Source organism: Acidovorax sp. FG42 (genome assembly GCF_057809195.1).
The window spans coordinates 199,798-224,332 of the sequence record NZ_JBMDJM010000005.1 but is presented as its reverse complement, the minus strand read 5'-3'; the positions used below and the strand labels follow the sequence as shown (position 1 = coordinate 224,332).

The following is a 24,535-nucleotide window of genomic DNA, read 5'->3' as shown; positions in this document are numbered from 1 at the left end:
AACAGGCACTTTTTGCACATCAGCAAGCCCTGATCTACAACAGCGCACCGCAGGCTGACGCAAAGACAGCCCGCAGACCTACACAGTGTTCACAGGCACCCGGTTTCAATCCCAAGGTCTGAAACACCTTGGGAGATGTCCATGAAACCCTTCGTCCTTGATTCGTCCATGACCAACATGGGCGGCATCTTTTACCCCACCGGCCAGGTGTTCGCACTGTTTCCCGATGAAGACTGCACGCGCCAGGCAGCGCTCGCGCTGCAGGCAGTAAGCCACCAGGGCGATATTGCGTACGCCAGCCCCGAGGTCATCCTGCAAGAAATTGTGCACACGCTGGGTACGGCAGATGCGCCACTCCCCTCCGTGGGGGCCGAAGGCGACATGGTGCGGCGCATTGCCGACCTGGCGGGCACCGGGCACCACGGCCTGCTGATCGCCATGGCGGACAAAGACGAGGCCGACAGCGTGGTGAACGCCATTGCGCCCGAAGGTGCAGTCACGGCGTTCTACTACCGCACCTTCATCATCGAAGACCTGATCTCGCAGCCCGCCAGCGCTGGCCCGCAGTCGGTGGTGGTGGGCACCCACGCGGCAGAGGGTTAAGGACCCTCTGCACGAATCAAGCGGCAAGTGGGCGCAGCGGATCGGGAGGGGCTGCAAGGCGCAAAACGCAGCAATAGCCGTAGCTATTGCGAGTATTTGCAACGCGGCAGACCGCCCGAGCCCGCTGATGCACACGGCGCGCTGATTTGTGCAGAGGGTCCTTAAGGCTCCACAAAATCGCACTGCAGCCGTAGGGGCCGGTTCATAGCGGCTAGCGACTTGTCAGAGAGCCTTTCGGCGTTTCATCCATCGCGCCCACTGTCAATGGGCTGCGGCTGCCGCCATCGATCTCAACGCGGCTTGCGTGCGGACGGCTTGGCGGCGCCCGTGACGCGCGGTGGCAAGCCGGTGTGCTGGGTCAGGATGCGGCCCTTCTGCGGTTGACCGGGCTTCATGGGCTTGACCTGCTTGACGGGTGCAGCCGTTGCGGCCTTCGCGCCTGTGGGCGTGGAGTTCTTGCGACGCGCGCTCTGGTACCCGCCGTCCGTCAAGGGCTGGAAGGTAGGGATCAAGTGGTGCTTGCCGTTGCCGATCAAATCCGCCCGGCCCATGGCCTTGAGCGCCTCACGCAGCAGCGGCCAATTGTTCGGGTCGTGGTAGCGCAAAAAGGCCTTGTGCAGGCGGCGGCGCTTTTCGCCGCGCACGATGTCCACCGATTCCTCGGCCTCGTCGCGCATCTGGCGGCGCACCTTGGTGAGGGTGTTGCGGCCCGAGTGGTACATGGCCGTGGCCGTGGCCATGGGGCTCGGGTAGAAGGTCTGCACCTGGTCAGCGCGGAAACCGTTCTTCTTGAGCCAGATGGCGAGGTTCATCATGTCCTCGTCGCTCGTGCCCGGGTGCGCAGCGATGAAGTACGGGATCAGGAACTGCTTCTTGCCCGCCTCTTCGCTGAACTTCTCGAACATCTGCTTGAACTTGTCATAGCTGCCGATGCCCGGCTTCATCATCTTGGTGAGCGGGCCCTGCTCGGTGTGCTCGGGCGCGATCTTCAGGTAGCCGCCCACGTGGTGCTGCACCAGTTCCTTCACGTATTCAGGACTCTTCACAGCCAGGTCGTAGCGCAGGCCCGAGCCGATGAGGATCTTCTTGATGCCCTTCAATGCGCGGCCACGGCGGTAGATCTTGATCAGCGGACCATGGTCGGTGGTGAGGTTCTGGCAGATGCCGGGGTACACGCAGCTGGGCTTGCGACAGGCGGCTTCGATCTCAGGCGAGCGACAGCCCAGGCGGTACATGTTGGCCGTGGGGCCGCCCAGATCGGAGATGGTGCCGGTGAAGCCCTTGACCTTGTCGCGGATGTCCTCGATCTCCTGAATGATCGAATCCTCGGAGCGGCTCTGGATGATGCGCCCCTCGTGCTCGGTGATGGAGCAGAACGTGCAGCCCCCAAAGCAGCCGCGCATGATGTTGATCGAAAAACGAATCATCTCCCAGGCCGGGATCTTCGTCGCGCCGTCGTGGCTGCCGTTCTCATCGGCGTAGCTGGGGTGCGGGCCACGCGCGTAGGGCAGATCGAACACATGGTCCATCTCGGCCGTGGTCAGCGGGATGGGCGGCGGGTTGATCCACACATCGCGCGCCGTGGCGCCCTCACCGTGGGCTTGCACCAAGGCGCGGGCGTTGCCCGGGTTGGTCTCCAGATGCAGCACACGGTTGGCGTGGGCATAGAGCACGGGATCGCTTTTCACCTGCTCGTAGCTGGGCAGGCGGATGACGGTCTTCTCGCGCGGAGGGACCTTGAGCTTGACCTTGAGCGCGGGGTTGGGAACGAACTGGATCGGCTGGATGGCGGGATTAGAGCTGTTTTGGTCGGTAGCGCTAGTGCTATCTGCGGCAACCGCTACAGAATCAGTAGCACTTCCGCCGTCTTTGCTGCAGGTACTGCCTTGCGCGGCGGCCTGCTCGCTGGTGGTCATGTAGGGGTTGATGTGGGCTTCCACACGGCCGGGCTCGTCCACCGTGGTGGAGTCGATCTCGAACCAACCCTTGCCGCTTTCGTCGTCCGGGCGGCGCACAAAAGCCGTGCCGCGCACATCGGTGATTTTCTCGACCGGCTCGCGCGCAGCAATGCGGTGGGCCACCTCGACCAGCGCACGCTCGGCATTGCCGTACAGCAGCAGGTCGCACTTGCTATCCACCACGATGGAGCGGCGCACCTTGTCGCTCCAGTAGTCGTAGTGCGCAATGCGGCGCAGGCTGCCTTCAATGCCGCCCAGGATGATGGGCACCTCCTTGTAGGCCTCGCGGCAGCGCTGGCTGTAGACGATGGCTGCGCGGTCGGGGCGCTTGCCGCCCACGTCGCCGGGGGTGTAGGCGTCATCGCTGCGGATCTTCCGGTCGGCGGTGTACCGATTGATCATCGAATCCATGTTGCCCGCCGTCACGCCCCAAAACAGGTTGGGCTTGCCCAGCACCTTGAAAGGCTCTGCGCTTTGCCAGTCGGGCTGGGCAATGATCCCCACGCGGAAGCCCTGGGCCTCCAGCGTGCGGCCGATCACGGCCATGCCGAAGCTGGGGTGGTCCACATACGCGTCGCCCGTCACCAGAATGATGTCGCAGCTGTCCCAGCCCAGTTTCTCCATCTCGGCGCGGCTCATTGGCAGGAACGGGGCCGTGCCAAAGCGCTTGGCCCAGTACGGACGGTAGCTGGTCAAGGGCTTTGCGGCGCGCGCAAAAAAGGAGACGTCAACGGGGGCGTTCATGCAAAGGGGGTCGCGGCCGCCCCCGGTGCGATGGGGGCCTTTGTAGGGCGCGTCTGTGGTGGATAACCCGCGATTTTACGTTGGCAGACGGTTTTTGTCCCCTTGGTGGCCCTTGCCCCTCACTGATACAGGTTTGATGACCATCAAGCATATACTTGCCTTTGTCAATTAATTAACTGACAAAGGCATTCATGAGCAACGTTGCCCTCACCCCTCCCAGCCCCCTCCCCGTTCCCCCGAGCGCGGTGAAGGCCGTGCGCAGCTTCAACCGCTTCATCACCCGCCGCATTGGCGTGCTGGACCCGTACCTGGGCAGCAAGCTGTCATTGACCGACGTGCGCGTGCTGTATGAACTGGCCCACCGCGAGGCACCTGTGGCCAGCGAACTCGCACGGGAGCTCGGCCTGGACGGTGGGTACATGAGCCGGATACTGCGGCGTTTTGAGCAGTCAGGGTGGATAGAACGCCACGCCAGCACCAAGGACGCGCGACAAAGCCTGGTCACGCTCACCACTGCCGGGCGCGAGGTGTTCGAGCCGCTGCAGCAGCGCTCGCGCGACGAGGCCGCCGCACTGCTCGCGCCCCTACACCCGGCGCGGCGCCAAGAGGTGGTGGAGGCCATGGAGCGGATCGAAACCCTGCTGTCCGCCCCCTCCAACGCCGCGGACGGCACGCGCATCGCCGTTCTGCGCGACCCTCTGCCCGGCGACATGGGCTGGGTGGTGCAGCAGCATGGCGAGATCTATTGGCGCGAGTACGGCTGGGACAACCGGTTTGAGGCCTTGGTGGCAGACATCGCGGCGCAGTTTCTGCGCAAGTTTCAGCCCGCGTGGGAGAAGGCCTGGATCGCCGAGCTGGACGGCGAGCGGGTGGGCTCGGTGTTTGTGGTGCGCAAATCCGTCACCACGGCACAGTTGCGCATGCTGATCCTCAGCCCCAAAGCGCGCGGCCTCGGCCTGGGCGCCCGCCTGACGGACGAGTGCATTGCCTTTGCGCGTGCAAAAGGTTACAAAAAGATGGTGCTGTGGACCAACAGTTGCCTGACGGCGGCGCGCGGTATCTATGCGCAAAGGGGTTTTCAGTTGGTCAAGACCGAGCCCTATGAAGGCTTTGGTCAGCAGTTGGTGGGAGAAACCTGGGAGCTGAAGCTTTGAAATAAGGCCCGCATCCCGCTGCTGAACGGGCAGTGGTCAACGCCAGGCCACGGAGCATCTCGATGACTTTGTCCAAATCGCTTTTGATTCGCCCTGTCACAGCCGCCGATGACTTGGCACGGCTGACCGCCCTCATCCACTCCGCCTACGCACCCCACGCACAGCGGGGCCTGCGCTACTGGGGCACCCACCAGTCCGTGGAAGACACGGCCAAGCGATTTGCTTCTGGCACGGGGCTGGTGATGCTGGATGGACACGACTATGTGGGCACCGCCACGCTGCGCCCGCAGCAACCCGAGTCCACCGTACCGCTGTACCGCGAGCCTGCGGTGTGGTCGCTGTGCCAGTTCTGCATCACCCCCGACGCCAAAGGCCGGGGCTACGGCAAACGACTGCACGCCTACGCACTGGACTATGCACGCAAGGCAGGAGCCCGGGTGATGGCTTTGGACACTGCACAGCCCGCTACCGCTTTGATAGCAATGTATGAATCTTGGGGTTACCGGGTGGTGGGCGAGTGCGACTGGCGCCCTTTGACCAACTACACCAGCGTGCTCATGGCACGCGACCTGGAGGATAAATGCGGCGCAGACAACGCCGAGTGAACACTCAGTGCATTGCGTGGTTCGTCACATCACACACGCGCCGTATCACCACTCGCCAATTTCCCGCACGCGCTGAGCCAAATCCGGCATCGCTTCGTCGTCCTGCTCGTCCATCGGGCTGGGCATTGCGCCGGCCGATGCCACCGCACCAGGGCTCGCTGCCGAGGAGCCGGGGGGAGCAATGAAACGGCCAAACAGATGGCTGGCGAGGGAGGTAGGCAAAGGTGCAGAGAGCGAAGTGGCAAACATGGCGGCTCCTTTTCTGGTGGCCCGGGTGCTTTCAAATGCGTAGCAGCAGCGTAGGCTACAGCGACAAGTCCCCAGTGTAGGAACGCACGCCTAAGGTGTGTGTGACAGAACGCACATTCGCGACGCGATTGGTGCCGAGTCATACCCTTCAGGGTCTGGACTGTGACTTCCGTCACACACCGCCCCAGGCTGGCACCCCAAATGCTCGCCGTACACTCGCTGCCCCATGCCCCAGACTCTGGCCGCCCCCGCGCACAGCGAACTCATCATCAAGAAAAGCCGCTTCATCGGCTGCGTGCAACCCATGGCCGACCGCACCAGTGCCCAGGCCGCCGTCGATGCCTTGTGGAAGCAGCACCCCGGCGCCGCCCACATCTGCTGGGCCCTGCTGGCGGGCGGCCAGTCTGCCGCGGTGGACGATGGAGAGCCCGGAGGCACCGCTGGCCGCCCCATGCTGGACGTGCTGCGCCACCAGGACCTGGAAGGCGTGCTGGCCACTGTGGTGCGCTATTTTGGCGGGGTCAAGCTGGGCGCGGGCGGCCTAGTGCGCGCCTACACCGACACCATTGCCCAGGCGCTGCTCACCGCCCCCAAGGTCACGCTGCAGCGCATGACCACCTTGCAATGCCAGGTGCCCTATGCCCTGGAGGGCTTGCTGCGCCGAGAAATCGAGGCGGCAGGTGCCGAACTGGTGGACGTTCAGCATGGCACCCTGGTCACCTTGCAACTGCGCCTGCCCCAAACGCAAGCGGCGCCCTTTGTGCAACGCATCAACGACCATGGGCAAGGCCGCGTGGGCTGGTCGGATGTCGAGGCCTGACCCCGGGCTACGCCTTCATACAAAGGGTTGGGAAGCGCCCCCCACAGCGCCCTCGTAAAACGGCGTGCATGCCTACAGCGGTGGGGCCGTTCACGCTACACACTCCGGCTTTTCCGACTCCGAAAGAGCCCCATGCCCCAACCGCTCGACACCATCATCATCGGCGCCGGCACGGCGGGCCTGGCCGCCTTGCGCGAAGTGCGCAAGCGCACCGACCGCTACCTCATCGTGAACGAAGGCCCCTGGGGCACCACCTGCGCGCGCGTGGGCTGCATGCCGTCCAAAGCGCTGATCGAGGCAGCCAACGCCTTCCACCGCCGCCACACCTTTGAAGAATTCGGTCTGCGCGGCGCGAGTGGTCTGACCGCCGACCTGCCTGCCGTGCTGCAGCGCGTGCGCGCACTGCGAGATGACTTCGTGGCAGGAGCCACCCAGGCCACCAACGGGCTGGGCAGCGCTCAGAGGTCAGGGCGTGCAACGCTGCTGGGGCCACGTGCGGTGGACATCGACGGCACGGCTTACGCCACACGCAGCATCATCATCGCCACGGGGTCACGCCCCCGCGTGCCCGATGAATGGCTGGCGTTTGGCGACCGCATGCTCACCACCGACACCTTGTTCGAGCAACCCAGTCTCGGCCCCCGCGTTGCAGTGATTGGCATGGGACCGATCGGGGTGGAGCTGTCGCAATCCCTTGCACGGCTGGGCTTGCAGGTGGCGGCGTTCACCACCGGTCACACGCTGGCCGGCCTGAGCGATCCCACGCTCAATGCCGAGCTGGCCGCTCTGCTGAAACAAGAAATGGTCCTGCACATGGGCGCCGAGGCGCAGTTGCGCGAGGTGCCCGGAGGCATCGAGGTGGCAAGTGGCGCCAACCGCGTGGTGGTGGACCAGGTCATCGCCGCGATGGGCCGGGTGCCCAACATCGAACACCTGGGCCTCGAGACGCTGGGCGTGCCGCTGGATGCGCGCGGCTTGCCCACCGTAGACCCGCAAACCCAACAGATTGGCGACCTGCCGGTGTTTTTGGCGGGCGACGCCAACACCCACACCCCGTTGCTGCACGAGTCGGCCGATGAAGGCCACATTGCAGGCCTGAACGCCCTGGCCCCAAGGCCCACGCGATTTCGGCGCCGCAGCTTGCTCTCCATCGTGTTCGCCGACCCCAACGTGGCGGTGGTGGGGCCGCGCGTGGCCGACATGAACCCGCACAGCACCATCACTGGCACCGCCAGCTACGCAAACCAGGGCCGCGCCCGCACCGCGCAGCGCAACCAGGGACGCCTGTGCGTTTATGCCGACCATACGAGTGGTCGCCTGCTGGGTGCCGAGTTGTGCGCCCCCGATGGCGAGCACCTCGCCCACCTGCTGGCCCTGGCCGTGCAGCAGCAGCTGACCGTGCATGATCTTTTGGGCATGCCGTTCTACCACCCCACGCTGGAAGAAGGCCTGCGCACCGCCTTGCGCGACGCAGCCCGACAGTTGCCGAACGCCCGCACTTCCGACTTGGCCGCCTGCCCGGCCCTGGGGGTGCCTGCGCTGGACTAAGGCAACGCAGAACAGCGCAGCTTCACCGCCCCCTGCACATGTAACAACCCTCAAGCTCGCTTTTGTAGTGCCGATAAACCACCATTGCCCCAAGGAGTCACCATGGACGTCGCCCTGACCAACAGCATCGTCAACACCGCTAACAGCCTGGCCAGCGCCAAGACGTCCGACGCCCTGAACATGGTGGTGCTGAAAAAGGCGCTGGACATGCAGGCCGTGTCGGCCGCCACCATGATCGACGCCATGCAGCAGTCCATGCCGCAGCCTCAGCTGGCCACCAGCGGTACGCTGGGGACCAACGTCAACACCTTCGCCTGAGGGGCTGAGCCCCCCCCTCTCTCTCGGCCCTGGCGGCTTAGCGCAAACGCGCGGGCGACAGCCCTTCCACCCCCACGCCCTCGCGCACCAGCTCGTCGGCCAGCGGCTCGCCCCGCAGCAGCTGCCGCGCCAGCAACGAGGCGCCCGCCGCGCTCTGAATCCCGTACCCGCCCTGCCCGGCCAGCCAGAAGAAGCCGGGCACATGGTTGTCCCAGCCAATCACCATGTCGCCATCCGGCACAAACGAGCGCAGCCCGGCCCAGGTGTGTGACGGGCGGCGGATCTGGAAGCGGGTCATTTCCTCGATGTGATAGATCCCGGTGGCCACGTCCAGCTCTTCGGGTACCACATCGTGCGGGTGCGTGGGGTCCGCATTGGCCGGTGAGCCCAGCAGTTGCCCCGCATCGGGCTTGAAGTAAAAGCTTTCGTCGATGCCGATCACGGCCGGCCAGTGGGTGGCGTCCATGCCCTCTGGCACGGGGAAGGTGAACGCCGTGCGGCGGCGTGGCTCCAGCCCGATCGGCGGCACGCCTGCCAGGCCCGCCACCACATCGGCCCAGGCGCCCGCAGCGTTGACGAGGGTGGGGGCGGCAAACACCCGCCCATCGGCCAGCGTCACCTGCCACACAGTGCCTTCGCGACGCACGGCCGTGACCTCGGCGTGGGTCAGCACCTGGCCGCCACGCTGGCGCAGGCCGCGCAGGTAGCCCTGGTGCAGGGCGTTCACGTCGATGTCCGCCGCCTCGGGCTCGCTCATGCCTGCGGCCACAGCCTCGGGCTTCATGCAAGGCAGCATCGCCAGCAGCTCGGCATGCCCCACCCACTGCACATTGGGCGAGGTGGCGTGCGCTTCCTCGTAGGTTTGTTTCAGCAAGTCCAGCTGGTCGGGCCCGGCCACATAGACCACGCCCCGGGGCGAGAGGATGGGGTCGGCGCCAAACTCAGGCGGCGGCGCATCGTAAAACGCGCGGCTGGCCCGGGTCAGCGCCTGGATGTTGGGCGTGCCATAGGTCGCCATGTAGAGCGCGGCCGAGCGGCCGGTGGTGTGGTAGCCGGGCTGCGATTCCCGCTCCAGCAGCAGCACGCTGGCGCCCTGCCCTCCGGCGCCGGGCTGTACCAGTTGCCAGGCCACGGAGGCCCCGGCAATGCCTGCGCCGATCACGATGGTGTCTACGGTTTGCATCTGTGCCTCCTGCTCAAACAGCGGATACCTGCGCAGCCGATGCCGCACGGTCGTCGCGCGGCAAGGTGCGGGCGTCACGGGGGTCGGGTGCCAGGGTCACGATGGAGGTCAGCGCAGGTTCGGCACGCGTCTGCATCAGCTTGGCGATGTCGGGCCGGGGCCGCGCCAGCCCGGTGATTCCCTTGAACGCCTGCTCCAGCGCATGTCCCACGCCCAGCGTATGCCGGTCAGCACGGAACCGGCCCACGATCTGCAGGCCAAACGGCATGCCAGCGTCGTCCAGCCCGCACGGCAGGCTCAGCGCTGGGTGGGTGGTCAGCGTGGTCACGTAGGTCAGCGCCAGCCAGCGGTAGTAGTTGGCCTGCGGCTCGCCGTTGATGTGGCTGGCGAACAGCTCGGTCCAGGCGAACGGCGACACGGGTGTGGTGGGCGCGAGGATGATGTCGTAATCCTCGTACAGCTTCTGGAACCGCGCCAGGATGCGTGTCTGCTCTGCCTGCGCCCAGGCGCTGTCCAGCAGCGTCATGGCGGCGCCCATTTCGTAGTTGGCGCGGGTGTTGGGGCCCAGGCTGGCGGGGTCGCGCTCGTAGGCCTCGCGCGTGCTCGCCACAAAGGCCTCAGCGCGCAGCACGTCAAAGCAGCGGTGCACATCGCCAAGGTCGATGTCGATGGCGTCGCAACGCGCAAACAGGTGCTTCATGGCCTGCACCTTGTTGCGGAACACGGCGCGGATGCCGTTGTCCACAGCGCAGGCGCCGAAGTCCTCGGTGGTGGCCACGCGCAGGCGGCTCAGGTCCACGGCTTCGGGCAGAAGGAAACTCATCGGGTCCAGCGGATAGCTCAGCGGGTCGCCGGGCGACATGCCCGCCGATGCGGCCAGTTGCAGGCAGGCCTCTTCCACCGTGCGGCCCATGGGGCCAACCACCGAAATCGGCGTCCAGCCCAGCAGCTTGCGCGAGCTGGGCACCACACCGGGCGAGGGCCTGAAACCCACCACACCACAAATGGACGCCGGAATGCGCAGCGACCCGCCCGTGTCCGAGCCCGTGCACACCGGCAGCATGTCGCACGCCAGCGCAGCGGCCGAGCCGCCCGACGAGCCCCCGGCGTTCAGGTTGGGGTTGAACGGGTTGCCCGTGGCACCCCACACGGTGTTGCGCGAATTGGCGCCCGCACCCATTTCGGGGATGTTGGTCTTGCCGGTGACGATGGCGCCAGCAGCGCGCAGGCGTGCCACCAGCACGTTGTCCTCGGCCGGAATGTGCTCGCGGTAGATCTGCGATCCGTAGGTGGTCAGCAGGCCCGCCGTGGCCTCCAGGTCCTTCACGCCCATGGGCAGGCCATGCAGCAGGCCCAACGGTTCGCCGCGCAGCACCGCCTGCTCGGCCGCCTTGGCCTCGGTGCGGGCGCGGTCGTAGCAGGTGGCGGTGACGGCATTTACATGCGGGTTCACCGCCTCGATGCGGGCGATGCAGGCGTCGAGCAACTCCACCGGCGAAATCTCGCGCGTGCCGATGCGATGGCGCAGTTCGTTGGCGGTCAGCTCAACCAGGGCTTGAGGGCTTGTTGTGGTCATCTCGGGCTTGTCTCCTTGTTCTGGTCACACGGGTTCAGTCTGCGGTGATGGCGGCACGCTGTGCAATGGCGCGCATCAGCGGCAGCTCCTTGTCGATTAGCTCGGCCAACACCTTGGACGAAGCATAGGACGGCTCGAACCCTACAGCGATCATCTTGTCACGCGTTTCGGGGTCTGACACCACCTGGGCCAGCGCCAGCTCAAGCCGCGACTTCACCGCCGGTGGCAGCCCACGCGGCGCCACCATGGCCAGCCAGGTGTCCATCTCCAGGCCGGGGTAACCGCTCTCGGCCAGCGTGGGCACCTTGGGCAGCAGGGCCGAGCGTTTGCCCGAGGTCACCGCAATGGCCTTGATCTTGCCGTCCTTGAGCTGCGGCAGCGCGGCCGACACGGTATCGACGGTGAACGGGATCTGCCCGCCGAGCAGGTCGGTCATGGCGGGCGCACTGCCTTTGTACGGCACATGCTGGATCTTCAGGCCCGCTGCGTGGAAGAACATCTCGCCCGCAAACTGCGACGTGGTGCCCGTGCCGAACGAGCCATACGAATACTTGTCGGGAGCCGCCTTCACCAGGGCCACAAACTGCTTCAGGTCGTTGGCAGGCACATCCTTGTTGGCGAGCAAGATCAACCCCGTGCGGCCCGTGATGCCGATGGGCTCAAAGCTTTTGACCGGGTCGTACGGCAGCTTGGCGCGCACGGCGGGGTTGACGGTGAAGGTGGTGCCCGAGCTCATGAGCAGCGTGTAGCCATCGGGCGCCGCCCGCGCCACCGACGTCGCACCAATCACCGTGCCTGCCCCCGCACGGTTGTCAATCACCACGCTCTGGCCCAGCTTGTCGCCCAGCTTTTTGCCGATCAACCGCCCCAGCACATCGGTGGCACCACCGGGCGGGAACGGAATCACCAGCGTGATCGGCTTGGTGGGGAAGGCGGCCTCCTGCGCCATGGCCGGGGCCCACGCAGCGGCCCCCAAGGCAGCACAGACGGCGACAGACAAAAGCAGTTGCTTGCGGTTCATGGCGTGGCTCCAGACAAAAGTGAAAAGAAAAAAGAGAAATGAAGGTGCTCAGCTATCAGGCCTGCGCAGCCAGCACGGCCCGCGCGCGCTGCACAAAGCCCTGGTACTGCGCATCGGGTACCAGCAGGCCGCCCGTGGTCCACACCAGGTGGGTGGCCTGATGCAACACCCCGTCGATGCCCGTGCTGCGCAGCCAGGCCTGCCCGGCGGTGGTGCCCGTCAATATGGCCGGGCCGCTAAAGCCTGCGGCGGCCGAGGGCTCGATGCGCTCGCCCAAGGCGTCCAGCACCCGCACCAGGTGCGCAAACAGGGTGTCGTCAGCCACAGTGAACACGCCCGACAGCAGTGGCCGCATCAGCTCGGCCGCCAGCAGCGAGGCGCGCGGCACGGCCAGGCCGTCGGCCTCGGTGCGGTTGGTCAGGCCCCAGTCGTAGACCGAGGGGTGCTGCCCCACACCTTGCGTGGCATCGGCCATCATCTGCACCATGAAGCACGGCGACTGCACCGGCTCCGCAAAAAAACAGTGCACATGCGGCCCCAGCACTTGCCGCAGGCCAAAGGTGATGCCCGCAGGCGCGCCGCCCACACCACACGGCAGGTAGACGATGAGCGGGTGCTCGGCATCCACCAGCACGCCGTGCTCGGTCAGTTGCTTTTGCAGGTGCAGCGCCGCTGCGCTGTAGCCCAGCAGCAGCGAAAACGATTGCTCATCGTCCACAAAGTGGCACAACGGGTTGCTGGCCGCCTCGGCACGGCCTGCGGCCACGGCACGCTCGTAGTCGCCCGCGTGCTCCACCACCAACACACCACGCGTTCGCAGACGCTCTTTCTTCCATTCCTTGGCATCGGCCGACATGTGCACCGTGGCCTGAAAGCCCAGGGCCGACGCCACCACGCCAATGCTCATGCCCAGGTTGCCCGTGGAGCCCACCGCCACCTGGTAGCGGCCCAGCACCTCGCGCGCCTGCGGCGTCGCCAGCGCGCGGTAGTCACCGCCGGGCTGCACCAGCCCATGCTGCAACGCCAGCTCCTCGGCGAACTCCAGCACCTCGTGCATGCCACCCCGGGCCTTGATGGAGCCGGCGACGGGCAGGCTGTGATCGGCCTTGATGAACAGTCGGCCTTGCCCCTCGGCCATGCCCAATGCGGGCTGCAGCGCGGCTGCGGGCAGCAGGGGCGACTCCACCACGCCACCTGTTGCGGCCAGCTCGGGGAACACCTGGGCCAGCAGCCCGGCAAAACGCGCCAAACGCGCCGCCGCTGCTTTCGTATCATCCAGACTAATAGTCCTGCCCAATGCGGACATCGCTGCGGCAGGCTGCGCCTCCCGGGCTGCGTTGGTCCACAAAGCAGGCTGGGCATTGCGCAAACGGGCGGCCAGCAAGGCATCCACGGCAGGTTGGGTCTCGGCAGTCGTCATGGCAGCTATGTCTCGAAAAGTGTTGCCCTCATTCTTCGCCTGTCACGCCACCATCACAAACCATTTATATTGAGCGAAACATTAGTATTAATAATGGATATTCGCCTCTCCCCCTCCCTGCTCGCCTGGCTGCGCAGTTTTGACGCAGCCGCCCGCCACGGCAGCTTCACCAAGGCGGCGGCCGAGCTGTGTATCACCCAGGGGGCGGTGAGCCAGCAGGTCAAGCAGCTCGAAGACTGGCTGCGCCGCCCCCTCTTCTTGCGCACCCCGCGCGCGCTGGTGCCTACGCCCGAGGGCAAATGGCTGGCCGTGGTGCTGCGCGAGAGTTTTGACGCCATCGAAAGCACCCTGGCCCAGATGCGCCAACCGGCCGAGGCCGCCACCGCCACGTTGAGCTGCTCCCCCTCGTTTGCCATGAGCTGGCTCACCCCCCGGCTGGGCGACTTCTTTCGCCAACACCCGCACACCGGGCTGCGCGTGTTTGGCGAGTTCCACACGCTGGACCGCACCCGCATGGTGCGCGACGGCGTGGAGGCCGCCGTGCGCTTTGACCTGGGCGGCTACCGCGACCTGAACGCCACCGTGTTCCTCGACGAATGGCTCATCCCCGTGGCCAGCCCCGAATTCCTGGCCCGCTACCCGCCCATCACCACGCCCGAGGATCTGCACGGCGACTGGCTGCTACACGACGGCAGCGCCTGGGACGGCGCAGACACCTATGAGGAATGGCAGCACTGGTTTGCGCAAAGGGGCGCCACGCCCCCACCCTGGGCGGGCGGCCAGCAGTTCAACCTGTCGCAGCTCGCTCTGGGCGCCGCGCTCGCAGGCCAGGGTATTGCCATGGGACGCGCCGCGCTGGTGCTGCAGGACGTGAAGGCCGGGCGCCTGGTGCCGCTGCTGGGGCGCAGCGTGCCATCGCGCGCGGCCTATTCGTTTGTGACCACCACCCACCCGAGCCCGGCGATGGAGCTGGTGAGGGAGTGGCTGGTGCAGGAAGCGCTGCGGTTTTGCGCAGAAAGGGCGCAGGTGCTGCCAACGCCATCGGTATGAAATGCGTTGGGAGCAGAAGGTCCCGGTCTGCGGAATTTCAGTGGTTTTGGCCCTTAGCGCTTGATAAACAAGCGCTACCAGCTATTGTTTTTGATGTGCCCCAACAGACCGGGGCTGCCGGGCTCAACCCCGCTACCTCACCCCAGCTGCAAGGTGCCCATACCTCTGCGTTACAACACGCATCGCCTCGTTAGACTCCCCAGCGCATCCCGTCACGGCACTCACACCTTTACGCATGACCTCTGCCAGCCCCGACACCACCACAGCCGCCGCAAACGCATTCATCCAGCGCTGGCAACACAACACCGCCAGCGAGCTGGCCACCGCGCAAAGCTTTGTGATGGACCTGTGCGAGCTGCTGGGCGTGACCAAGCCCCACCCCACGCCCGAGCAGGACTACATGTTCGAGCGGCCCGTGACGTTTGCCCATGGCGACGGCAGCACCAGCGCCGGGCGCATTGACTGCTACCGGCGCGGCCACTTTGTGCTGGAAGCCAAAAAGCTCAAGGCCGGCAGCCACACCAAGGGTTTTGACGATGGCCTGCTGCGCGCCCGCAGCCAGGGCGAGGCCTATGCCCGCGCCCTGCCAGGCGCCGAGGGCCGCCCGCCCTTTGTGCTGGTGGTGGATGTGGGCACCGTGATCGAGGTGTATGCCGAATTCAGCAAAACCGGCGGCACCTACACCCCCTACCCCGACCCGCGCAGCCACCGCCTGCAGCTGGCCGACTTGGCCCAGCCCGAGGTGCAAGACCGCCTGCGCCGCATCTGGACCGACCCCGACAGCCTCAACCCCGCACGCATCAGCGCCCAGGTCACCCGCGACGTGGCCGCGCTGCTAGCCCAGCTGGCCAAGTCGCTGGAAGGCTCCCACAACGGCATTACCAAAAATTTCAATCCAAATCAGCCGGATGCGCTAGTCAATAATGCCCTAGCAGCTCCTGAAACAGTAGCAGCCTACCTCACCCGCTGCCTGTTCAGCATGTTTGCAGAAGACGTCGAACTGCTGCCCAAAGGCGCCTTTCTGGGCCTGCTGCAAACCCACCGCAACGACCCCGCTACGCTGCAGCAAATGCTGCGCATTCTGTGGGCCGACATGGATCGGGGCGGATTCAGCGCCGCGCTGGCCAAGCCCGTGCTGCACTTCAATGGCAAGCTCTTCAAAGGCGCAGGCGAAGACGGCTACAGCCTGCTGCTCACGCCCGAGCAGGTCGATTTGCTGATTGCCGCCGCAAAGTGCAACTGGCGCGAGGTGGAGCCCGCCATCTTCGGCACCCTGCTGGAGCGCGCCCTTGACCCCACCGAGCGCCACGCCCTGGGCGCCCACTACACACCCCGCGCCTATGTCGAGCGCCTGGTGCTGCCCACCGTCATCGAGCCCCTGCGCGCCGACTGGGCCAACGCACAGGCCGCCGCCCTGGTGCTGGCGCACGAAGCCGCCGCGCTGCAAGGCAAGGCGGCAGAAGCCAAGCTGGCCGAGGCCCGCGCCGAGGTAAAAAAATTCCACCACCAGCTGTGCACCACCCGCGTGCTCGACCCCGCCTGTGGCAGCGCCAACTTTTTGTACGTGACGCTGGAGCACTTGAAGCGCCTGGAGGGCGAAGTCGTCAACCAGCTTGAAGCCCTTGGCCACACGCAAGACCAGCTCGGCTTTGAAGGCGAAACCGTCACCCTGCAGCAACTGCGCGGCATCGAGCTGAACGAACGCGCCGCCGCCCTGGCCGAACTGGTGCTGTGGATTGGTTATTTGCAGTGGCACATCCGCACCCGTGGCAACGCCGCCGTGGCCGAGCCCGTGGTGCACAACTACGGCAACATCGAATGCCGCGACGCCGTGCTGGCCTGGGACGCGCAAGAACTCGCCTACGACGACGCCGGCCAGTTGCTCAGCCGCTGGGACGGCCGCACGTTCAAAACCCACCCTGTGACGGGCGAACAAGTGCCCGACGAAGCCGCCCAGGTGCCCCAATGGCGCTACGTGGGCGCCCGGCAGGCGCAGTGGCCGCAGGCGGATTTCATTGTGGGGAACCCGCCGTTTATTGGTAAGTCTGCCATGCGCGATGCCTTGGGCGACGGCTACGTTCAAGCCCTGCGCAACGCATGGGCCGACGTGCCAGACAGTGCCGACTTTGTGATGTTCTGGTGGCACCACGCCGCCGCCCAGGTGGCTGCGGGCCACACGCGGCGCATGGGCTTGATTACCACCAACAGCCTGCGCCAGACTTTCAACCGCCGCGTGGTACAGGCCGCGTTAGAACAAGGCACCCATCTGGAAATGGCAATTCCCGACCACCCCTGGGTGGATGGTGCCAATGGCGCAGCCGTACGCATTGCCATGACGGTGCTGGCCCCAAGCGTTGGCGAAGGCCGCTTGATGACCGTGACCAGCGAGCAAGCGGGGGAACACGGTGAGATGGCAGTGGTACTACACGAACGCAGTGGATTGATCTACGCAGATTTGAGCGTGGGCGCCAACGTGGCGGCGGCACAAACGCTGCGGGCTTTGGAAGGCCTGTCTAGCAACGGCGTCATGTTGGCTGGGAGCGGTTTTATCGTGACACCTGAGCAAGCGCAAGCGCTTGGCCCTTCACCTTTAGTTCGCCCTTATCGCAATGGTCGCGACCTCACCGGCGAGCCACGCGGCGCGCTCGTAATCGATGCTTTTGGTCTCAATGCAGAGCAACTGCGCACCCACCACCCCAGCGTCTACCAATGGCTGCTGGAGCGCGTCAAGCCTGAGCGTGACGCAAATCGCGATCAGCAGTTCCGTGAGAAGTGGTGGCTTCACGGCAGATCGCGTGGAGAAATCCGCCGCGCTCTTGCAGGATTGCCTCGATATATCGCCACCGTCGAAACCGCCAAACACCGCACCTTCCAGTTTCTGGACGCCAGCATCCTTCCCGACCACATGTTGATCGCCATCGCGATGAATGACGCTGCAGCCCTCGGTATCTTGTCCAGCCGGTTGCATAACGTATGGGCGCTGGCCACAGGTTCGCGGCTGGGCGTCGGCAACGACCCGCGCTACAACAAAACCCGCTGCTTCGAAACCTTCCCCTTCCCCGACGAAGACACCGGCCTGACCCCGCAGCTCCGAGACCACATCGCCCACCTCGCCGAGCAGATCGACGCCCACCGTAAGCGCGTGCTGACGCCCGAATCCGGCAACACCGGCCTCACCCTCACCGGCCTCTACAACGTGCTGGCCGCCCTGCGCGAAGGCCGCGCGCTCACCGCCAAAGAGAAAACCCAGCACGCCCAGGGCCTGGTGGGCGTGCTGCGCGAGCTGCACGACGAGCTGGACGCGGCCGTGCTGGCCGCCTATGGCTTGCCCGCCAACGCCACCACCGACGACATCCTGGCCCACCTGGTGCAGCTCAACACCCAGCGCGCGGCCGAAGAAGCCCAGGGCCGGGTGCGCTGGCTGCGGCCCGACTTTCAGAATCCGCAAAATTCACTACAAAAACAAGAGCTGCTACCGCAGGATGAGCAAGCACCAGAGGCTGATCTCGATGGTGAAAAACCACTATCAAAACCAGAGCAAACCAAGCCCACCCAGCACCCCTGGCCCGCCACCCTGCCAGAACAGGTGCGCGCCGTGGCCGATGCGTTAGTCGCCAGCCCCGTACCGCTCACATTGAGTGCCATCGAGGCCCGCTTCAAAGGCCGTGGCCCGTGGAAGAAGGGCCTGCCCACGCTGCTACAAACGCTGGAGGCCCTGGGCCGGGCGCAGGCCGTGGCTACCGAGGGTGGCGCAGCCTGGCGCGGCTAACCCGCCCAGCGCCCAGCCTAAGCGCCCCCCTACAACAACGCACATCACCAGAGGAACCATGAGCAACGCATTTCAACCTGTTTTCCACATGCTGTTGTCCACCCTGTCGTGGCTCGTCCCGCTGATGCTGGTGGTGTCGATCTTGCGCACGCCGTGGGCCAAGGGGCACGTTGGGGAGTGGTTCGTTCGCTTCATGCTCTGGCTGCGTCTGGACAAAGCTGTGTACTTCCCGCTGCACAACGTCACTTTGGCCACGCCCGACGGCAGCACACAAATCGACCATGTGATCGTGTCGCGCTTTGGCATCTTTGCCATAGAAACCAAGAACATGCAGGGCTGGATTTTTGGCAGTGAGCGGCAGGCCGAGTGGACGCAGAAGATCTACAAGCGCACCTTCAAGTTTCAGAACCCGCTGCGCCAGAACTACAAGCACACCAAGGCGCTGGAGGCCATGCTGCAGGTGCCGCCTGATACGGTGCATTCCGTCATTGTGTTTGTGGGTGGTAGCACCTTCAAAACCGAAATGCCTGCCAGCGTGACCTACGGCGGCGGATGCGCACGGTTCATCTTGTCGTTCACGCAACCGGTGTTTGATGACCAGCAGGTGCAAGACCTGCTTTTGGCACTGCGCTCCGGTCGCATGGCACCGACCCGGGCGACGCACAGTGCGCATGTGCAACAGCTCAAAGAACGCCACGCCCCCAACGCCGAGCGCAAGTGCCCCCAGTGCGGCAGCGCAATGGCTCTGCGCACTGCCAAGTCAGGCGCCCATGCGGGCAAACAGTTTTGGGGATGTTCAACGTTCCCCAAATGCCGGGTGATGCAAAAGATGTGAATGGCAAACCACCCTAGCGGAAGGGGGCGGCGCGCCGGGTCGGTCAGCGCGGGCAGCACAATGACTGGCCTAAAATAATGATTAAATAAATACTCTTTAATTCATAAAAGAGTATAAATAGCATCATGCCAAACGATCTCATCCCCGCTCTCGCCGCCGCCCGGAAAGCCCACCAGATGACCCAGGCCCAGTTGGCCGAGCGCGCAGGCCTCTCCCGCATGACGGTGCAGCGCACCGAAGGCGGCGACCTGGACCCCCGCTATTCCACCCTGGCCGAAATGGCGCGGGTGCTGGGCATGGACATCATTGCCGTACCCAGCAGCCTGCGGCCCAGCCTGGAAGCGTTCATTCAGTCCGGCGGCAAGTTTCTGGGCCAGCCCGAAGGGGTGGATGCCCCCCCTTCGGTCGTGGACAGCCTGCGCCGCTGACCCTGGCGACACCCGACCGCACTGCCCGGCCCAAGCCCCATGAGCACCTCCATCCGCTACCTGCGCCTGTACCTGCATCGCCCTCCGCAGGCGGACGGCAGTGCGGGCGAGTCAGGTACGACAGCCAACCGTCGTGAGGCCATTGGCTATCTCTCGCAATACGGCGACATCCTGCGGGTGTCGTTTGACGAGAGCTACATCCGCAACCCGCAGCGCCCCACCCTGTCGCTGAGCTTTCAGGGTGCCGACGAGGCGGCCACGCAGCAGATCCTGGCATCAGCACGCGATGCGCGGCTGGTGCGCACCGATGGGCGCTGGCCGGTGTACTTCCAGAACCTGCTGCCCGAAGGGCACAACCGCGAGCGGCTGGCGCGCGAGCGTGGCTGCAGCCCCGATGACGAGTTCGAGCTGCTGGCCGCTGCAGGCCACGACCTGATGGGCGCGCTGGAGGTGGAGCCCGTGCCCGCGCAAGACGGCATCCCGGACGTGGTGCGCTACTGGCACACCACCCAGGGCCTGGATGTGCTGGAGCCTGGGTTTGTGGAGTTCCCGGTGGAAGACGCCGCCTCGCTGCCCGGCGTGGTGACCAAGTTCAGCGCAGTGCAGGACGGCCGCCGCTACACCGTGCACCGCCGGGGCGCGGCGGGCAGCGTGATTCTGAAGCTGCCCACCACTGCCCACCCCGACTTGGTGGCCAACGAGTACACGGGCTACCAGCTGTGCAAGGCGCTGGGCCTGCATTGCGCCGATGTGCAAGTCATCACCCGCGCCGAGGCCGACCTGCCCGACGCCGTGCTCTTCAACGAAATATTGGCCGTACAGCGGTTTGACCACCTGCGCGGCGGCGCCCGGGTGCACATGGAGGAGTTCAACCAGGTGCTGGGCTACACGCCGCGCCAGAAATACGGCAAGTCGCACGGCAAGGGCGTGCTGCAGGACTGGGCCACCATGCTGCGCGTGCTCAACCGCCTGAGCCGCCAACCCGTGCAGGACACGCGCGAGTTTCTGGCGCGCATGGTGGCCTTCATCCTGATGGGCAACACCGACGCGCACCTGAAGAACTGGGCCCTGGTCTACCCCGACGGCCGCGTGCCCCAACTGGCTCCGGTGTACGACCCCGTGTGCGTGGCCGCGTTTTTTGAAGGCGTGCCCGACCAGCAATACGCGGTGAACCGCGCCATCGACAAAACCCTGCGGGCACTGACCTGGGACGACATGGAAGGCCTGATGAAATCGGCCGGGCTGCTGCGGGTGCCCCGGCACCTGGCGCTGCTGCGCGATGTGGTCAAACAGGCCCAGGCGGACTGGCCGGCGCTACTACGTGACGCACCACCCGCAGTGCGCACCACCGTGCAACAGCGGCTGGCCGGTGCCGTCCGCATCAGCCAGGGTACCCGTACGGGCGCGGCAGGCGAAGGCTGACTGCTCACGATTTAATAGCTGTCAGCGCATATTTCACTAGCGCTGCAGACCGATTTGGCTCAACTATTCAGTTCAAATACTCGTGCCCAGTGCGGAAGGTGCTTGCGCTGAGGCTTTGGTTCGTTGGCGGTCTCTTCCTGCTCCTCACACCGGCGCCCCAAACCAAGCGCCTACCCCCGCCGTGATCGCCATGGCCAGTGCCCCCCAAAAGGTCACACGCCAGGCACCCACAGTCATCCCCGCGCCGCCTGTGTGTGCAGCCAAGGCCCCGAGCAATGCCAAAAACACCAGTGCAGAACCTGCCACCGCATACAGCAGGCTGCTGGCAGGCGACACCACGGCAACAGCCAGCGGCAGTGCGGCCCCCACCGCAAAGCTGGCCGCCGAAGTCAGGGCCGCCTGCACCGGACGGGCAGCGAGTGCCGTGGACACCTGCAGCTCGTCCCGCACATGGGCGCCCAGCGCATCGTGCGCCATGAGTTGCGCCGACACCTGCTGAGCCAGCTCAGGGGTCAGACCTCGGGCGACGTAGATGGCGGTCAGTTCGCGCGCCTCGGCCGCCGGGTCAGCGGCCAGTTCGGCCCGCTCTCGGTCCAGGTCCGCCTTTTCGGTATCGGCCTGCGAATGCACCGACACATATTCACCCGCTGCCATCGACATGGCACCCGCCACCAGCCCGGCCACTGCCGTCATCACGATGGTGGACTGGCTGGACTGCGCGGCCGCCACACCCACCACCAGGCTGGCGGTGGAGACGATGCCGTCGTTGGCCCCCAGCACGGCCGCGCGGAGCCAGCCAATGCGGTCAGAACGATGGCCTTCGGTGTGGGAACGGCGCGGGGTATGGGGCATAGCGGCTTTCGCGGTGGAGGTGTACAGGCCCCTACCTTACCGCTGCCCGGCACGCCAAGCCACCCAGGGCGCCACTGCGGGTTGAAGTTTGTTTACATCCTCTTGCACCGCACGCTGTCCGATATCCACAGTTTTGGATAACCTCGCAAGGCAGCGCCACGCAGGTTCTTGGCGTTGAAAGCTCCGTGTTGAGACACCGTCAGTTTCAAGATCATCCGCCCACACCCCGAAAAGGACGCCCATGGCCAAGATTCTGGAAGTGAAGTACGAGAACCAGGCCGATGCACGCGTGTGCGAAGTGGCCTATGAGAGCCAGGCCGACCTGTGCTGGCACGAGGTGGGCTACGCCACGCAGGCCACGGGCGATGCGCTGTGGTTCTTTGTGAACTACGAGAACCAGGCCAGCTTCAAGATTTTCAAGGTCAAACGCGAGAGCCAGGCGGATCTCAGGATCTTCAAGGTGGCGCATGCAGAGCAAGCCGGCTGGCGCACCCTGGGGCATGCGCTCAAGGGCAAGCTGGCCTGACAAAGCCGAACACGCCTGAAGCGCCCACCAAGCCCTCCGGCCATGCGGATGCAGGTTGGAAGAGTGCACAGCCCCCCGCCAACCTCCACCGCCAAGTCAGGAGCCGCTGTAGGCGACCTCAACCACCGACGTACTTTTGCAGTTGCTCGCCCAGCCCCGTGGCGCCCAAGCGCACCACATCGCCGGGCTTGAGGAACCACGGTGCGGGCTTTTGCCCCAGGCCCACGCCAGCAGGGGTGCCAGTCAGGATAAGGTCGCCCGGCTCCAGGGTCAGGAACTGGCTGATGTACGACACCACGGTGGGCACACCAAAAATGAAATTGCGTGTGCTGCCGTTTTGCACGCGCTGGCCGTTCACCTCCAGCCACAGGTCGATGGCGTGGGGGTCGGCCACCTCGTCGGCCGTGACCAGCCAGGGGCCGATGGGCGCAAAGGTGTCATAGCTCTTGCCTTTGTCCCACTGGCCGCCGCGCTCGATCTGCCAGGCGCGCTCGGACACATCGTTGGCCAGCACATAGCCGGCAACATGGCTCAATGCATCGGCCTCGGCCACATGGCGGGCGCGGGTGCCGATGACGATGCCCAGTTCCACCTCCCAGTCGGTCTTGGTCGCGCCGGGGGGAATGCGCACATCGTCGTTGGGGCCGCTCAGCGCGGTCACGGCTTTCATGAACAGCACCGGCTCGGCGGGCGGCTGCATGCCCGCCTCTTTGGCGTGGTCGGCATAGTTGAGGCCCACACACACGATCTTGCCCACACTGCCTACCGGGCTGCCCAGACGGGGCGAGCCATACACCGCAGGCAGGCGGCTGGCGTCGATGGCGGCCAGCGCGGACAAGGTGCGGGGGTTGAGCTGTGCGGGGCCGATATCGGGCAACAGCATGGACAGGTCACGCAGCGTGCCCTGGGCGTCTACCAGGCCGGGGCGTTCTGCACCAGGCTGGCCGTAGCGGATGAGTTTCATGGGGTGTCCTTGTCTCTTGGGATGAATGTGTCTCTTAGACCACCCACCAGCATAGCGGCACGCCGCCTTGCGCGTGTGCACCATTGGCCGCCCCAGACTTGCCCGATGGCGACGCCCCGCTGCCAGCACACAGCCCGGCGCGCGCGTAACATCACGGGGGCCGCCGCTTCACCCAGCAGCTATCACAATGATAGCTATCGAGGCACGAATCACCGGCGCATCAGCCACCTTTCACTCCATCTTGCACCCATGGCACCCGCCACCGCCTCGCCTCCTTCCCCCGAAACGCCCGCGCGCCCGCAGCCCCGCAACCCGACCGACCTGTTCTGGTCCTTCACCTGGCTGGCCCTGCAGGGCTTTGGGGGGGTGCTGGCGGTGGTGCAGCGCGAGTTGGTGGAGAAAAAGCGCTGGATGACGAACGAGGAGTTCGTCGAAGACTGGGCCGTGGCGCAGATCATGCCGGGGCCCAATGTGGTCAACCTCAGCATCATGATCGGTGACCGCTACTTTGGCCTGCGGGGCGCTTTTGCGGCGCTGGCGGGCATGCTGACCTTTCCGCTCATGCTGGTGCTGGCACTGGCGGTGGTGTACGCGCAGTTCTCGGCCCAACCAGCCGTGGCCGGCGCGTTGCGTGGCATGGGAGCTGTGGCGGCGGGCCTGATTGCCGGGGTGGGCATCAAGCTGTTTGTCTCCATCCGCAACCACCCACTGGGTCGCCCCCTGTGCCTGGCAATCACGGCGCTGACCATCATCGCCATGGCTTGGCTGCGCTGGCCGCTGTTCTGGATGCTGCCGGTGATCGGCGGGGCCGCCTGCCTGCTGACCTGGAGAAAGCTCGCGCCATGAGCACCGCCGCCCCCCTCACCGCACCGCTGATGGCCCTGAGCATCGGCGACTGGTTCAACCTGTTCCTGTACTACCTGTCGCTGTCGCTGCTGGCCGTGGGCGGCGCCATTGCCACCGCGCCCGACATGCACCGGTTCCTGGTCGAACGCCAGGCGTGGCTGACCGACCCGCAGTTCAACGCCTCCATCGCCATCGCCCAGGCGGCCCCGGGCCCAAACGTGTTGTTCATTGCCCTGCTGGGCTGGAACGTGGGCATCAACGCCGGCGGCCCTGGCGTGGCCGGCTGGCTACTGGGCGCCCTGGGCATGGCGGTGTGCATGCTGGGCGTGATGCTGCCCAGCAGTCTGCTGACCTGGACGGCCACACGCTGGGGCCACCGCAACCGCGAGCGACGCGGCGTGCGCGCCTTCAAGCAGGGCATGGCCCCGGTCGTGATCGGCCTGCTGGTCGCTACGTCCTGGGTGCTGGCCCGCGCCCATGGCGAATGGACCACCGACTGGCCCCTGTGGCTGCTGACCGCCACGGCCACGGTGCTGGTGTGGCGCACCAAGCTGCACCTGCTGTGGATGCTGGGCGCCGGTGCACTGCTGGGTGCGCTGGGGCTGGTCTGAGGGTTTGAGAGGCCGGGGTGTGCTGCGCAACCC

22 protein-coding genes are annotated in these 24,535 nt (G+C 65.7%); 14 read left to right on the top strand and 8 right to left on the bottom strand.

Annotation, left to right across the window (positions count from 1 at the left end; translation table 11 throughout):
* The first annotated feature begins 141 nt into the window (after positions 1–141).
* On the top strand, positions 142–603 hold the full coding sequence (locus ACODSM_RS08105) for a hypothetical protein (protein WP_488804909.1): 462 nt from the start codon (positions 142–144) through the stop codon (positions 601–603).
* A gap of 290 nt (positions 604–893) precedes the next feature.
* On the opposite strand, the gene ACODSM_RS08100 is transcribed toward ACODSM_RS08105, so the two are convergent.
* The gene (locus ACODSM_RS08100) at positions 894–3,305 is read right to left on the bottom strand and encodes a YgiQ family radical SAM protein (RefSeq protein WP_488804908.1); all 2,412 of its coding nucleotides are present in this window, start codon (positions 3,303–3,305) and stop codon (positions 894–896) included.
* A gap of 191 nt (positions 3,306–3,496) precedes the next feature.
* Here ACODSM_RS08100 and ACODSM_RS08095 point away from each other — a divergent pair, with 191 nt between their 5' ends.
* Together ACODSM_RS08095 and ACODSM_RS08090 are read left to right on the top strand one after the other, a co-directional pair.
* Positions 3,497–4,459, top strand: coding sequence for a bifunctional helix-turn-helix transcriptional regulator/GNAT family N-acetyltransferase (locus tag ACODSM_RS08095; protein ID WP_488804907.1), 963 nt, complete (start codon positions 3,497–3,499; stop codon positions 4,457–4,459).
* Positions 4,460–4,521: 62 nt separating this feature from the next.
* Positions 4,522–5,064, top strand: a complete 543-nt coding sequence (locus ACODSM_RS08090; protein ID WP_488804906.1) for a GNAT family N-acetyltransferase — start codon at positions 4,522–4,524, stop codon at positions 5,062–5,064.
* A 45-nt stretch (positions 5,065–5,109) separates the two neighbouring features.
* Here the strand turns inward: ACODSM_RS08090 and ACODSM_RS08085 are convergent, their stop codons facing one another.
* On the bottom strand, positions 5,110–5,313 hold the full coding sequence (locus ACODSM_RS08085; RefSeq protein ID WP_488804905.1) for a hypothetical protein: 204 nt from the start codon (positions 5,311–5,313) through the stop codon (positions 5,110–5,112).
* A 226-nt stretch (positions 5,314–5,539) separates the two neighbouring features.
* Here ACODSM_RS08085 and ACODSM_RS08080 point away from each other — a divergent pair, with 226 nt between their 5' ends.
* The 3 genes from ACODSM_RS08080 to ACODSM_RS08070 all read left to right on the top strand — a co-directional run bounded on the left by ACODSM_RS08080 (position 5,540) and on the right by ACODSM_RS08070 (position 7,999).
* On the top strand, positions 5,540–6,133 hold the full coding sequence (locus ACODSM_RS08080) for an IMPACT family protein (protein WP_476016778.1): 594 nt from the start codon (positions 5,540–5,542) through the stop codon (positions 6,131–6,133).
* A gap of 132 nt (positions 6,134–6,265) precedes the next feature.
* Positions 6,266–7,681, top strand: a complete 1,416-nt coding sequence (locus tag ACODSM_RS08075; RefSeq protein ID WP_488804904.1) for a dihydrolipoyl dehydrogenase — start codon at positions 6,266–6,268, stop codon at positions 7,679–7,681.
* 102 nt (positions 7,682–7,783) lie between these two features.
* A complete protein-coding gene (locus tag ACODSM_RS08070) occupies positions 7,784–7,999 on the top strand; it encodes a putative motility protein (protein WP_488804903.1) in 216 nt (71 codons plus the stop codon).
* 37 nt (positions 8,000–8,036) lie between these two features.
* On the opposite strand, the gene ACODSM_RS08065 is transcribed toward ACODSM_RS08070, so the two are convergent.
* From ACODSM_RS08065 to dsdA, 4 genes are read right to left on the bottom strand one after another with little or no spacing between them, the layout of a single operon-like run.
* Positions 8,037–9,182: an NAD(P)/FAD-dependent oxidoreductase gene (locus ACODSM_RS08065; protein WP_488804902.1), complete on the bottom strand. Its 1,146-nt coding sequence runs from the start codon at positions 9,180–9,182 to the stop codon at positions 8,037–8,039.
* 13 nt (positions 9,183–9,195) lie between these two features.
* Positions 9,196–10,758: an amidase gene (locus ACODSM_RS08060; RefSeq protein ID WP_488804901.1), complete on the bottom strand. Its 1,563-nt coding sequence runs from the start codon at positions 10,756–10,758 to the stop codon at positions 9,196–9,198.
* A gap of 34 nt (positions 10,759–10,792) precedes the next feature.
* Positions 10,793–11,779 (bottom strand): Bug family tripartite tricarboxylate transporter substrate binding protein, encoded by a 987-nt coding sequence (locus tag ACODSM_RS08055; protein WP_056644280.1) that lies wholly within the window; start codon positions 11,777–11,779, stop codon positions 10,793–10,795.
* 55 nt (positions 11,780–11,834) lie between these two features.
* Complete coding sequence (gene dsdA / locus ACODSM_RS08050) at positions 11,835–13,199, bottom strand: D-serine ammonia-lyase (RefSeq protein WP_488804900.1); 1,365 nt, start codon at positions 13,197–13,199, stop codon at positions 11,835–11,837.
* Positions 13,200–13,292: 93 nt separating this feature from the next.
* Between dsdA and ACODSM_RS08045 the strand changes: the two genes are divergently transcribed.
* The 5 genes from ACODSM_RS08045 (at position 13,293) to ACODSM_RS08025 (ending at position 20,703) form a co-directional block, all read left to right on the top strand.
* The gene (locus ACODSM_RS08045; protein WP_488804899.1) at positions 13,293–14,249 is read left to right on the top strand and encodes a LysR substrate-binding domain-containing protein; all 957 of its coding nucleotides are present in this window, start codon (positions 13,293–13,295) and stop codon (positions 14,247–14,249) included.
* A gap of 235 nt (positions 14,250–14,484) precedes the next feature.
* Positions 14,485–18,018, top strand: a complete 3,534-nt coding sequence (locus ACODSM_RS08040; protein ID WP_488804898.1) for a class I SAM-dependent DNA methyltransferase — start codon at positions 14,485–14,487, stop codon at positions 18,016–18,018.
* A 58-nt stretch (positions 18,019–18,076) separates the two neighbouring features.
* Positions 18,077–18,853 carry a nuclease-related domain-containing protein gene (locus ACODSM_RS08035; protein WP_488804897.1) on the top strand — a complete coding sequence of 259 codons (777 nt, stop codon included), beginning with the start codon at positions 18,077–18,079 and terminating at the stop codon, positions 18,851–18,853.
* 125 nt (positions 18,854–18,978) lie between these two features.
* The gene (locus tag ACODSM_RS08030; RefSeq protein WP_488804896.1) at positions 18,979–19,281 is read left to right on the top strand and encodes a helix-turn-helix transcriptional regulator; all 303 of its coding nucleotides are present in this window, start codon (positions 18,979–18,981) and stop codon (positions 19,279–19,281) included.
* 39 nt (positions 19,282–19,320) lie between these two features.
* Entirely contained in the window at positions 19,321–20,703 is a 1,383-nt protein-coding gene (locus ACODSM_RS08025) for a type II toxin-antitoxin system HipA family toxin (RefSeq protein ID WP_488804895.1), read from the top strand.
* A gap of 144 nt (positions 20,704–20,847) precedes the next feature.
* Here the strand turns inward: ACODSM_RS08025 and ACODSM_RS08020 are convergent, their stop codons facing one another.
* On the bottom strand, positions 20,848–21,555 hold the full coding sequence (locus tag ACODSM_RS08020; RefSeq protein WP_488804894.1) for a VIT1/CCC1 transporter family protein: 708 nt from the start codon (positions 21,553–21,555) through the stop codon (positions 20,848–20,850).
* Between the two features lie 241 nt (positions 21,556–21,796).
* Here ACODSM_RS08020 and ACODSM_RS08015 point away from each other — a divergent pair, with 241 nt between their 5' ends.
* On the top strand, positions 21,797–22,081 hold the full coding sequence (locus tag ACODSM_RS08015; RefSeq protein WP_060987522.1) for a 7(1) septoil knot domain-containing protein: 285 nt from the start codon (positions 21,797–21,799) through the stop codon (positions 22,079–22,081).
* Between the two features lie 118 nt (positions 22,082–22,199).
* Here ACODSM_RS08015 and ACODSM_RS08010 read toward each other — a convergent pair whose 3' ends face one another.
* Positions 22,200–23,045, bottom strand: coding sequence for a fumarylacetoacetate hydrolase family protein (locus tag ACODSM_RS08010; RefSeq protein ID WP_488804893.1), 846 nt, complete (start codon positions 23,043–23,045; stop codon positions 22,200–22,202).
* 249 nt (positions 23,046–23,294) lie between these two features.
* On the opposite strand from ACODSM_RS08010, the gene ACODSM_RS08005 reads away from it, so the two are divergent.
* Complete coding sequence (locus tag ACODSM_RS08005; protein WP_488804892.1) at positions 23,295–23,891, top strand: chromate transporter; 597 nt, start codon at positions 23,295–23,297, stop codon at positions 23,889–23,891.
* Positions 23,888–24,502 carry a chromate transporter gene (locus tag ACODSM_RS08000; protein WP_116749964.1) on the top strand — a complete coding sequence of 205 codons (615 nt, stop codon included), beginning with the start codon at positions 23,888–23,890 and terminating at the stop codon, positions 24,500–24,502. Before ACODSM_RS08005 ends, ACODSM_RS08000 begins: the two co-directional genes overlap by 4 nt.
* The last annotated feature ends 33 nt before the right edge of the window (positions 24,503–24,535 follow it).